Origin of the sequence: Alkalihalophilus lindianensis, assembly GCF_032843265.1 — a bacterium.
Classification (GTDB): domain Bacteria; phylum Bacillota; class Bacilli; order Bacillales; family Bacillaceae_D; genus Alkalihalophilus; species Alkalihalophilus lindianensis.
Map to the genome: position 1 here is coordinate 1 of NZ_JAWJBA010000811.1, position 247 is coordinate 247.

The window sequence follows — 247 nt, forward strand, 5'->3', positions numbered from 1 at the left end:
CTTCGTCAGCGAGGCGAGCGACCGGTCGGGCCTGGGCCGCGCGACCCTTGCGCCGCGCGAGGGCATGAGCGCGCCGGTTCCGCCGCTGCGCCCGCGCCCGCTTCTCACCATGAAGGACATGGGCATGGGCGACATGGACCATTCCGGGATGGATCATGGCGCGATGGGCAGTGGATCATCGAACCCGGCGAAGGTACGCGGCGTCGATCCGACTGCCCAACAGAACGCCTCGGGCGAGTTGTGGAAG

1 pseudogene is annotated in these 247 nt (G+C 69.2%); it reads left to right on the top strand.

Annotated features, from left to right (window positions below):
* Positions 1-247 (top strand): annotated as a pseudogene (locus RYX56_RS26765) (hypothetical protein); the annotation flags it as partial.